7 protein-coding genes are annotated in these 11,031 nt (G+C 37.5%); 5 read left to right on the top strand and 2 right to left on the bottom strand.

Going from position 1 to position 11,031, the window contains the following annotated elements; translation table 11 throughout:
* From BLQ17_RS20815 to BLQ17_RS20800, 4 genes are all read left to right on the top strand, one after another.
* A partial coding sequence (locus BLQ17_RS20815; protein WP_143005466.1) for an IS3 family transposase occupies window positions 1–320 on the top strand: 320 nt, incomplete at its 5' end.
* Window positions 321–445: 125 nt separating this feature from the next.
* Window positions 446–4,714, top strand: a complete 4,269-nt coding sequence (locus tag BLQ17_RS20810) for a DNA polymerase (protein WP_092226063.1) — start codon at window positions 446–448, stop codon at window positions 4,712–4,714.
* Between the two features lie 514 nt (window positions 4,715–5,228).
* The gene (locus tag BLQ17_RS20805; protein WP_092226061.1) at window positions 5,229–6,959 is read left to right on the top strand and encodes a B12-binding domain-containing radical SAM protein; all 1,731 of its coding nucleotides are present in this window, start codon (window positions 5,229–5,231) and stop codon (window positions 6,957–6,959) included.
* Window positions 6,952–8,076 carry a 50S ribosomal protein L11 methyltransferase gene (locus BLQ17_RS20800; RefSeq protein ID WP_092226058.1) on the top strand — a complete coding sequence of 375 codons (1,125 nt, stop codon included), beginning with the start codon at window positions 6,952–6,954 and terminating at the stop codon, window positions 8,074–8,076. Before BLQ17_RS20805 ends, BLQ17_RS20800 begins: the two co-directional genes overlap by 8 nt.
* 27 nt (window positions 8,077–8,103) lie before the next feature.
* On the opposite strand, the gene BLQ17_RS20795 is transcribed toward BLQ17_RS20800, so the two are convergent.
* Window positions 8,104–9,441, bottom strand: coding sequence for a radical SAM/SPASM domain-containing protein (locus tag BLQ17_RS20795; RefSeq protein ID WP_092226057.1), 1,338 nt, complete (start codon window positions 9,439–9,441; stop codon window positions 8,104–8,106).
* A 1,068-nt stretch (window positions 9,442–10,509) separates the two neighbouring features.
* Between BLQ17_RS20795 and BLQ17_RS20790 the strand changes: the two genes are divergently transcribed.
* Window positions 10,510–10,782, top strand: a complete 273-nt coding sequence (locus BLQ17_RS20790; protein ID WP_092226055.1) for a hypothetical protein — start codon at window positions 10,510–10,512, stop codon at window positions 10,780–10,782.
* 139 nt (window positions 10,783–10,921) lie between these two features.
* Here the strand turns inward: BLQ17_RS20790 and BLQ17_RS20785 are convergent.
* A partial coding sequence (locus tag BLQ17_RS20785) for an ATP-binding protein (protein ID WP_176761368.1) occupies window positions 10,922–11,031 on the bottom strand: 110 nt, incomplete at its 5' end.

The raw sequence follows: 11,031 nt of genomic DNA, 5'->3' as shown, positions 1-11,031 counted from the left end.
CATCGGGCCTGATCTTTCACTCTGATCGAGGCAGTCAGTATTGCAGCATAGATTTTCAAAAATTGCTCAGAAAGAGCCAGATGAAAAGCAGTATGAGTCGCAAGGGTGATTGTTGGGATAATTCAGTTGCAGAGAGCTTCTTTGGAAGTCTGAAGACTGAACGAGTATTTGGCTCTTCCTACCTCACCCGGGAAGAAGCCAAGCGAGACGTCATTGATTATATCGAAATGTTTTACAACAGCAGAAGGCGCCACTCCTATTTGGGATATCTCAGCCCAAATGAATTTGAAAAAGAGATGGAGCTGAAAATAGCAGCCTAAGGAAAGTGTCCGATTTTATTTGACCACCTCATGGGAGAGAAGAGAAGATTAAAAGCGCCATCGAGTCAGCTCGAATAACAGAAAGGACGTTCAATAATTATGGCGTTGGTAAACATTTCAAATTTATGGCAACTGGTGGCACTGGGTTCCGTGTTTTGTCTAATGTCGGGTTGAATCGACCTGCTTACCTCGCATTTATAGATTTGATGCGAGATGAGATGCCTCATATACACGATCTTAAGCCATCTAAAGAGGTCGAATTTCCTCACCAGATAATGGGGTATAAGGGGGATGCTCTACATAATGACAAGGAGCTTACTGATAGTCATAGCGTCGTCATCGACAAACAATTTCTGGCTCATGATGCCTTCACACTGGATGACTATCTGAATGTGACTGCTGGAAAACCTGATCCACATGAGATCTATCCCCTTGTCGAGTGGCTAATCGACTGTCCCGTAATCTCTGACCTTAGTGTCCTTGGAACTTTGGGAAACCGTATCCAGGAGAATCAGAAGATAGCTGAGGACTTTAGGGTAAATCCCTTCAGCTTTTGGATGCTTCGGAAGGATAGGGAACCCCGTAGCTTAGAAGTAATGCAGGAATTGCTCTCAGAAAAGGGGATTTTATCAAAGGTTGAAGCAAGAGGAGCAATGGCGATCTCCTTTCAAGGTCTACCATGTCCCCTCTGCGGGAAAACTACTTCAAATGCACGAGCGTATCCGCCGAGTTATACACTGAAATGTTTGAATAGCAATTGTGAGGCTTCTGTCGGTGCGGGAGTTCCACTGTTCCACTGGGCGAAAATCAAGAATAGAGGATCATATTACAATACTAACAAGAAAAGCTATGACCTAACTCCTCCCACAAATCAAATGAGTCTTGCTGATGCTCGTAATCTTATCAATACGGAACTAAGAAACAGAGACAATTCCCTGCTCGTTGTAACTCCCGGTGTTGGGAAAACTCACTCAGCGATGGAACATGTGATCAGTGAGATGGGGGAAGGTAAGGTTATCGTTTATGCCGCTTTCAACAGGCAACTTCAAGAGGAAGCATACAATAAATGCATTGAACTTTTGGGACATTCCAATGGACTCCATCTGCTGCAGTCACAAGCAGTTGCCTGTCAACGATCTGGAGAAGTTGAAAATATCACAGACAGAGGTTTTTCGCCGAAAGAACTTTTGTGCAACAGTTGCAAAAACCGAGACGCCGATTGTGAATACTTCAAGCAAAGAAAAAATCTTGGTCCTGGCGTTTATTTTGTCACCTTGCACATGCTCCAATACCTAGTCGAGACAATCCCCAAACCTGATCTTCTCATCCTTGATGAAAATCTAAAAGCTGGATTTTTGCTGGAGGAAACTTGCTCGGAGCGGAAGATGAAATCATTGCTCAAGATCGTGCCGGAAAATGACGCCAGGCTGATCAGGCAGCTCCTTAGTATTTTTCAGCGCCTTTCCGTGAATCTGGTAAAAAGTGATTCTCGGGAGATAACCATCAACAGTCGCAAACTCACTGAAGCTGATGAGACGACAATTATAGATTTATTGAGCAAATGGACCGGCAGGCCAGAGGAGGAAACCGTCTCTAATCTGCTGACATTGTCCAACACTCTCAATAAATTGAGGATAAAGCAGCTGTACTTCAAAGGGATCGACATGAAAGCTATTACCTGGATAAACTCCCTTTGCTCGCGTACGGTACTCGCTTTCGTCCAGATCGATAACATAGGTGAAATCAACTTTAAGACCAAACGCATTACTCACCTTGCTTACCATGACACTCCTCTCAAGATCCTAGATGCCACCGGTGATGCTGAATCTTTAGAACCGCTGGTCAGGAGAAAGCTGAAAACTGTCAGAGCAGATGTTGGGTGGGAGAGTAATCGGGTCCATATCAAGAAGAGTCTCAGTCGGAAAGATATGGCGCTCGCAACGGAAAAAGATCTCGAAAAACTCCTGACCGACATGCTGTCGCACACCCAAGCACAAAAAATCATGGTCATTACCTACATGAAGCATGAAGATGAGGTCCTGAGAATTCTGAAAGCAATCGACCCTGCGCGAGAATTCATGATGTTTCATTTCCTCGGACCTCGGGGGATCAACGATTATGCGATTTGCGAAGCGGTTCTGGTCATCGGTTTACCTTACACCAATCTTAACAGTGCCGCTCAAGATGCTTGTCTCTTGTTCCCAAATGAAAGAGACGTCGACAAAAGGATTGACTGGGCGGAAGCGAACATGCAGTGGGAATTTGTTCAAGCAATCCATAGAATTCGACCGATTTACAAAAACAAAGTCGATATTGTTCTCGCCGCAAACAATTGGCCGACATCTCTTGAAAAACCTACTCTTGTAATCGACAAATCCAAAGAAAATTCTTGGAAGGAAATAGCGATAAATCGACTGAAACCACTTGTGGATAAGTATGGATTTCTGAACCAAGATGTAGGGTTTCTAGCAAACGTATTTGTTAAGCAAAAAGAAAGTATCGCTGTAAGATTTCAGTCAACTTTGTGGGGACTGGCTAAAGACCTATCTGATAATCAAAAAGGTAATTTAAGCCAATTTTGTAAAAGCCTATTTTGTATAAGGAAAGATTTATTTCTAGATAAATTACTTCCCTTTGAAGGTAATAATTTCAGTTCTGACAAAGAAAAGCTTAAGTCAATTAATGTTATAAAAATAATAATAACTAAAATTTACTTACAAAGAATCAACTCCAGCGATTTACTTGTAGGTATATCCCAAAATGGAGATCCAGGGGATAATGGAGATAGATTAATCCTTTCCAACTCAAATCAATGGTCCAGTTTATTAATTGACTTTAAGGAGCGAAATCCTCACTTCGAATCCTTCAAAATCAAACTTCCTCATGCTCGGGGTAACTATGTTCAGGGAGTAGGAAATCCTGAGAGAGTTAAGGAGTTTTACAAGCAGATCAATGATCTTGGCATAGTCGGGAAGGTGAACATTGATTCTTATCGTGCCGTTAAGCAGAGCGAATCTTCAGTTAACCCGATTCCTGAAGGGTATGTCTCTGTTTATCTGCATGATGACGAAGATCTGGCGTATGTCGCTTGGGGTTCTGAATTCTCATCCATGATGTTGCATCGTGATCTGTCAGAGCTGAAGTCCTTTTTTGAAAGTCACCTGCTGGAGAACCATAGGAAAATTGTCACGAATAATGGCAAGAAATTAGCTCAGGTTTTCATGAAATGTGGCTTGACGAAGTGTGAGATTGTCGATGTCGTTATCACGGAAAAGCTCATCGCCAACGGGGAAATCAACAATGTTCTTGTGAATCTGGACACTGTTTTCAAGCGTAATGATATCACCAATGGTTTGGAGCGAGGTATCGTCACTCGCAGCATTTATGAGGTTTGGGAGAAACAGGAAGCGCTGATAGCATCGAAGGGACTCGAAAAGATCTTCAGCATCGAGTCTAAGTTGCTTTGGGTTACAGCCAAGATAGAGAACGCTGGTGTCGGTGTTGATATCAATGAGATGCTGCGACTTCATGATGACAGTGATGAGAAGTTAAAAAAACAAATCGAGAGCTATTGGGAAAAGATTGGTCTGGATGATCGCTATCGTGATGACATTGATCAGTTCCGCACCACAACAGGTAGATTCGAGAGATCATTGTTAAGAGTGCCGAGAAGTGGACCCCTGCGTTCTCTGTTTCGTACCAGGGAAGGGTACAAGTTGGTTAAAGCAGACTATTCACAGGAAGAGCCAAGGATAATGGCTGCGTTGTCCGGTGATCAAGCTGCCGTAGCGTTGTTCAAAGCTGGGAAAGATATATATCTGGAAACAGCTCGAATCATTTTCGGGGACAGAGATGATATTTTCAGCTACAGGGGAATTGGAAAGGAAATTGTCATTGGATTGATCAACGGTAGGAGATCATATAAGATTTGTGATCGTCTCAACGAGATAGGATTTTCTTATGATCCGGACCAGGTCATGTACTGGGTAAGCTTATTCAATCAGCGTTTCCCTGGAATAAGTACTTGGCGGAGCGCAACAGCTGCTAGAGCAAAAAAAGAGGGTAGTGTAACGACAAAGCTCGGAAGGTTACGAAAAATTTCTGACGATGACAGTGATGATGCAATTTGTAATCATCCCATGCAGGGGATAGCTGCAGATGTGTTCAAAATCGCTTTGATTGAACTGGACGAAAAGCTTGCTGACCTGGATGCTGAGATTGTTCATATCATGCACGACGAGATCATTATCGAAGCGAGAGCAGATGTTGCTGACCACGTTGCTGGTGTTGCTAAGGAATGCATGGAGGGAACATTTGCTGAGATTTTTCCAGAGGTCCAGTTTGTGGTAGATCCGAAGGTTGGAGATACCTGGGGTAAAGATCTGAGAGAGTAAAGAACGTCGTAAACAGCCATTTTGAGCCATTTCTAGATGTTGAATATCATTGGCTGGATTTGGTTTAAAATGGCTGTGAGGGGTGAATTTGAAGGGTTGAGTAACATAGAGAGTGGGGGGATAATTTGTGTTATTTTACTGAAAATTCGTTAAGCTGTAACTATCTATAATTGCGGATTGTTGTCTTTGTGTAATAATTTTAGAAGGTTATTGTGATATGCTGTCATTCTCACATTTGCACTCCATTTAACTCAAAAACCAGTTGAATACCGCATCGAATTGCTTGTTAGCTCATATGGAACATTCTATTACATATTGATAATATATGATGGGCGCTTGCCTTCAGTTTTGGAGTGATTTGAAAATTGTGTACAATTCGTGAAAACTCCTCTATCTTGTTTGAAGCTGCTATTAGGAACGGAAATCATTCATTATCCTTGAAACTTAACACTCCTAAGTTCCATACAAAAATCTAGATTAACTAAGGGGAATTGGGACGCATATTCTTTAGCAGATGATTGCGTTAAGGCATGATTATCATTGGCATTTAAATACGAAAAACTACTACTACCTAGCTAAAGTGAATTATTTATTTGTAACTCCTCCGCAATTTGAACCTTCCTATCCATCTTTAGCTATTCCATGCTTGATTGCTTTTCTTAAAAAAAATGGTGTCGAAAGAATTATCCATAAAGATTTGAACGTAGATTCCTATAATTATTTCATAAGTAATGAGTATTTAGAAATATTAGTAAAAAAATATAGATATCACAGAAAGTATAAAAATATAATTAAAGATACAAAGAGCGCAAAACATCAAATTAGAAATAATTCTGTAACTCCAAAAGAATATGCCGCTGCAAAGGAAAGAATCATATCTGCTCTTGAACTGGTTTCGCTTGACTCGGAATATTTTAATTTAAGCTTTAATAATTTAACCTATAAAGGAATAGACGTATCAGAAGATAGTATTGAAAAAATAATTGCAGACGAACATTTGAATATTTATGCAGTATTTTTTAGAAAGATATTAGATAGAAGTATCCTAATGAGCTCAGATGTCGTCTGCATTTCTATAAACTATGAAACCCAACTATTACCAGCCATCACTCTAGCAAGGTTAGTCAAAAAAATATCAGATGTTAAAATATGTGCAGGAGGTAGCTATTTAACCCATTTAAATGATGAGATACTGACCTTACCTTACTTGTTCAAGTATATGGACTACATCATAACAGGAGAAGGAGAAACACCATTATACTCATTGCATCAATACTTAAATAATAATAAGAGGATTGAAGAGGTTGAAAATCTTTACTTCATTCAGGGCGGAATTGTACGTAAATCATGTAAGGTTAGCTATGAAATTGTAAAAGAATTACCAACGCCAGATTTTAAGGACATTGTTTTCAATAAGTATTTTTCACCTATAAAAATACTCCCTATTTACCACTCTAGAGGATGCTATTGGAACAAATGTAAATTTTGCAGTCACACATATAGCTATTCTCACTATAGGACAAGGTCATCTCAATCTGTAGTAAATGACATTAAGAAATATAAAAGTAAATATGATTGCCAGTCTTTTTACTTTGTTGATGAGGCTTTACATCCTATGCAACTAGAATCTTTATCTGAAATGATTTCAGACTGTAAAGTTAGATGGGGGTCACAAATACGATTTGAACAAGAAATAACTAGAGATCTTTGTATTAATCTTAAGAAATCTGGATACACAAATACACTTATAGGGTTGGAATCTGCAAACGATAATATATTAACTCTTATGGGTAAGGGAACAAACCTGAAGACTATTTATCAGGTAATAGACAATTTATACAATGCGAAAATAAATATTTGGTTAATGTTTTTCTTAGGATTTCCAGGCGAATCATACAATGAAGCTGAAAATACTTTAAATTTCATTAAAAATGTGCAAAACAAAATTGTTTCAACTTACGGGACCGGTTTTGTTTTGACAAAAAACTCATATATTCACTCTCATCCTGATGAATATCGCGTCGAAATTGGAAAACAAAACGATTATTTTATATTACAAGTTCCATTCAAATCTCAACAAGCATTGACTGACGAACAAATTGGAGTCTTATTAGATATATATAGAAAGAAAATAGCGTCCAATTTAATTGACCTAGTACTGTCAAATTCTCATGGTATGTTTTTTTCATATTATGATTTTAAACAATTATCATTGCTGAAAACTCAAAAGTCCGATTATGAATAAATATATAAGAGCAAATGATGTCAGCCTAATATTTGGCAGTAACTCTGTATTCTATCATTCACCTTACAGGTATATCCGAAAGTCATTTGATCCGTTAAGTGCCGCAATTGTTGCATTTTGTTCAGACGCCAGAACATTGAGTGAAATATTATCAAATTTTACGGATTGTAACCATAAAATGATAACAGATTTGATTTATCATGAAATATTAATAAAAGCTAATAACACTAATTACGCAGATAGTAGTTACTCGAGTATTAACGCGCATCGTGTGATGCTTTCAGATTTGGAGCGTATGAGTAAATATCAAGATGCTATTTATTCAACAGTCAAGGAGGGAGATGTTGTTATTGATGCTGGGTCGGGAACGGGAATTTTGGCAATACTTGCTGCAAAAGCTGGTGCTAAAAAAGTATTTGCTATCGAATCTACCAAAATCGGAAAGTACATTGAAAAATTAGCTGAAGCCAACAATGTCCAAAATAAAATTGAGGCGATTATAGGCGATTTTAGTGAAGTAATCACTAAAGAAAAAGCCGATATCATTGTGAGCGAACCCTTAGGCTCACTAGTGTTCAGAGAAAAAATCTTTCCTTCTCTTTACAAATGTATAGCCAATAATATGAAACCAGAAGGAATTGTTATCCCAAACTCGTACGAGTTATTTATCGGCAATCTTTCAACTAATACAAAAATTCCAATTTTCCCAACTGTAGGTAAATCAATAAATGTTGATGTTACACCTTTGAGAGATCTATACGAAAAAGAAGCAATAATATATAGAAATGAAGTTGCTGGAAATATAGTGGAATTTAAGAGCCTGGGAAAGTTTCCTATCACCTATGATTTTGTAAAAAATGAAAAATGTTTTAATGTTAAATTTGAGATGCCAATTAAAGGTTTATGCGCCTGGTTTGATGTACAATTGAGTAAGAATGTAAACCTTTCAACTTCACCGTTTTCTAATAAGACTCACTGGGGACAGGTATTTTTACCAATTGAAATAAACGAAAAAGAACCTAACTGTAATCTAGTGTTTACATATTCAAATCAACACCTTGGACTGCTTGAATTAAAGGTGAAAACCGACAAGTCAAATTATAAAATACTTATATGATAAAGCAAGAAACTCTAAAATGTGAAATCATCTTGAGGGGGATAAAAAACCATTAACGATGGAAATTACTTCATCAACTTTCAACATGTACTTATTAGCTACCTCTATAATGGTGTTCTTCCCATTTAATTCCGGCAACAATTTAATCGTTGTTTCATCGACGAAGAAGATGCCGTTTTTTTCTATCATAACTATATAATCTTCATTTTCTTTTCTATACTTATGTTTACCAATTTTAGGAGTGTCTGTGATTGTGTATTTTTTTGATGTTCTTTTCTCGATAGATTTAGATTGAATTTTATGGTATTTGTATTTTTTTAAATAATTTGCAATTGTTATAATAAGTGTGTCTTTGATAGATTCCTCTTCTTTTCGAGGTATAAATATATCAGATTGAAAATTCTTCTTTGTAGTTCTACTAGCTATGCAACCTCCTCCACAGAATACAGGGCAAATTTTGCAAGAAAGTGGAAGATACTCTAAATTTCTAAAGTGAAATAGCCTTTTATTCCAAATAGTTGTTAAATCATCCTCGAATAAATTGCCTAAATTCTCACAAATACTCGAACAATTTTTTACATCCCCATTATAGTTAACTTGACCAAACGCAACTCCCTGCGAGCAGTTAGTGACATAATTCCAATATTTTACATCAACTTGACATCTGGGGAAAGAGTCTATGAAATTAATGGTTAATCCATGCTTGGACCGTACTCTTTCAATTACTTTAAAAATTTTTTTGTAATCATTTAATGTTAATGGCTTAAATCCATCACAAGGGAACAACCTGTTAACGCCAATTCCACTAATTCCATGATCTTCTATTAGCAAATCGCAGTATTTTTCAAAAGAATCAATATTTAACACATTTGGGGTAAATGGAACAGATACATCGATACCTTTTGCCTGTAAATTTTTAATAGTGTTAATAGTACGCTTAAAACTACCACGTATGCCAGTTATGTTGTCATGTGTAGATTCATCTCCATGTAGGGATATTGCACAACTTGTTATTCCTACATCCTGAAAAAAGTTAATATCTTCATTACTAAAAAGGACTCCATTAGAAACAAATGAAATGAAAAAATCTAAGTCATGGGCATATGCCATAAGTTCTTTCCATTTGGGATAGATAGAAAACTCCCCCCCAAAGAATCTTATTTCAAATACACCACTTTTTTTTAAGATATCGAGAATATCAGTCAATCGACTAAAATATGAACTATCGAACGTATCGTTGCCTGAAAATTGTTGTTTATATTCTTCTGAAGAACAATAACAGAATGAGCATTTAAGATTACATCTTTCAGTAATTTCAAAGTTGATAGATAAAGGTGCAGTTAAATGTTTAAGTTTATTTAACATAAAAAAAACTGATTACCCCTCATGTTCAGCAAACATTTTCATAAACGCCATGAATGAGCATGCAAGCTACTGATTGCACGCTGATAACACAATTTCGCAAGTGGCAGGTAAGCGGTAAGTCGAAAAAGTGACGTTATTACAGTATGTTGAAATTCTCTGATTTTCTCTTGCTGAGGATTAGGGTAACCAGATAAAAAAAAAGTTGGCCAAGAAGAAAATTGACCAACTTAAAAAAAATGGACATTACCCTGCGGAAAAACAAGGAGTTGCTTAAATATGATTAATTAAACACAACGGCAATGACCTGCACACTGGCTAGAGTTCGCGTTCACTGTAAAGCCGGTTTGAGACGTAAGGCAAAATCTTCTAACTCTGCTTTTAGGGAAAAATCTTCTTATGAATTTAATCATTTAGATACCTCCTCTTGATTTCAAAGTTAAAAAAGCTATTTAATGATTTGCTGTGTGAGAGTATTAGCTCACACTTATAAATGAGAATACAATATTTATTGAAAAATAACACCTATTAAACTTAAGGATTTCATCTCAATAGTCCATTGATATAACTAACTGAAAATAGGATATATATTTATGGCTTAAAGGGTATTGATCATCAGATAGCGGGAAGATTTTAAAAGGTAAGGTAGATCTAGAGATCTTACGTTAACGTTCACGAGATGAAGAGGTGAATATGGTTAATGGTGCAACCGATAACCATAGCGATATTTTAAAGGATGTGTAAGTCAATGGATATCTAGAAAATACCAAATATCAAAAGGCTGCAAATATTAGGTGGGGTTTTCATGAAAGTCAGCTAATATTTTCCACAACTATCCAGGAGAATATATAAAAAATCATATATAGGACATAATACTATATATATAAATATATGAGATGTTAGCAAATCATTCCGACTGTTTTTCCATCAAGTCCCCCACATTCTGCAGGATCTACCCGCAGTAATCACCACCACATCGCTACCCCTACGACATAGTTCCCCAGGTTCTACCCTGTGAGTTCGATGGTCGCTTTTGCCCTATAAATTCAAGCATAAAAGGAGAAATGCCTATTGAAAAATTACCTATCAAGAGCAGTAAAAATTCTACTGGTAACGTTCGTTATCATATCCTCAGGTACCGCACTGTACAGTCAACTCAAGGGTTCACGGGTTGACCCCATCAAAGCAATTGTCGAGTTTCAAATCAAAAAATCAAGAGAACCACCGTTTGAAGAAGAAGGCGAGTACACCTGGTGGCGAAAGATAAAATCCACTGTCTACGGTGTCAATCAGCATTCAAAATTGACCCCCTGTCAGCGTCCAAAAATGACCCCCAAAAAGTAAAAAGGGGGTTCCATTAATCCTGTTATTTTAAAGCTTTCATCTCAAGGTAGCCCCAATTGAGTTCTGGCGCGAGAATGGGCCCACCAAAATGCTCGTCGGAGCGGCAGAACTCAACTGGGGCGGATAGTAAATGATGAACTTATTTTCTATTTTTCAGCCGATAACTCTCATTGCCGGTTTCTACGATGTCGCAATGATGTGTCAAACGATCAAGTAGTGCAGTCGTCATCTTCGCATCCCCAAAAACCT

Source organism: Desulforhopalus singaporensis (assembly GCF_900104445.1).
GTDB classification, from domain to species: domain Bacteria; phylum Desulfobacterota; class Desulfobulbia; order Desulfobulbales; family Desulfocapsaceae; genus Desulforhopalus_A; species Desulforhopalus_A singaporensis.
The sequence above is the reverse complement of the archived record's forward strand: the minus strand, read 5'-3'. Positions and strand labels throughout refer to the sequence as shown.